This window comes from Acidimicrobiales bacterium (assembly GCA_030747595.1).
In the GTDB taxonomy this organism is placed as follows: Bacteria; Actinomycetota; Acidimicrobiia; order Acidimicrobiales; family MedAcidi-G1; genus UBA9410.
In genome coordinates this window covers 1-653 of sequence record JASLKK010000056.1, presented here as the reverse complement: position 1 = coordinate 653, position 653 = coordinate 1, and the positions used below count along the sequence as shown (strand labels likewise).

Here is a 653-nt window from a genome sequence, read left to right as displayed (position 1 = left end):
CGCCGAGCGACGTGAGGTGCAGCGCGGCGACCTTCTCGTCGAGGATTTTGGGGAGCGTGTACACCTTGTACTTGCCCGGGCCGCCGGCGAAGTACTTGCCCGAGTCCTTCTCCTTCCAGAGCTCGAGCTGCGCGAGCGTCTGGTTCGTGAACGAGTTCGACATGACGAACGACGGGTGGCCCGTCGCGCAGCCGAGGTTGAGGAGGCGGCCCTCGGCGAGGATGATGATGGCATGGCCGTCGTCAAAGACGAAGCGGTCGACCTGGGGCTTGATGTTGATGCGCTTCGTCGCCTTCATGAGGCCCTCCATCTGCGTAGGGGGGGTCGCGTCGATATAGGCATGTGAAAGATTGACGCTGATTTCATACGTCGATCTCGTTGTCGAAGTGGCCGATGTTGCCGACGATGGCGTTGTCGCGCATCTTGGCCATGTGGCTGTTCATGATAATACCTATGAATCGACCGGTGAGCCATGTCATTGAGCAGAGACGCCGGGCGACGCACCCTTGTTGCCCGTCGTCGTGATGACGATGTCGAGCGTGTCGAGCTGCGACTCGAGCGTCTTGACCTGGAAGCCCTCCATGGCGGCCTGGAGCGCGCAGATGGGGTCGCACTCCGTGACCGTGGTCACGCAGCCCGCGGCCTTCATGGCG

At 62.0% G+C, this 653-nt stretch carries 3 protein-coding genes; all 3 read right to left on the bottom strand.

Annotation, left to right across the window (positions count from 1 at the left end; genetic code table 11):
• Positions 1-310, bottom strand: a 310-nt coding sequence (locus QF777_12060) for an adenosylhomocysteinase (GenBank protein ID MDP6912270.1), incomplete at its 3' end; no start/stop codon positions are given.
• A 52-nt stretch (positions 311-362) separates the two neighbouring features.
• Positions 363-479 (bottom strand): hypothetical protein, encoded by a 117-nt coding sequence (locus QF777_12055; protein MDP6912269.1) that lies wholly within the window; start codon positions 477-479, stop codon positions 363-365.
• Positions 476-649 carry a hypothetical protein gene (locus tag QF777_12050; GenBank protein MDP6912268.1) on the bottom strand — a complete coding sequence of 58 codons (174 nt, stop codon included), beginning with the start codon at positions 647-649 and terminating at the stop codon, positions 476-478. Before QF777_12050 ends, QF777_12055 begins: the two co-directional genes overlap by 4 nt.
• Positions 650-653 lie beyond the last annotated feature (4 nt).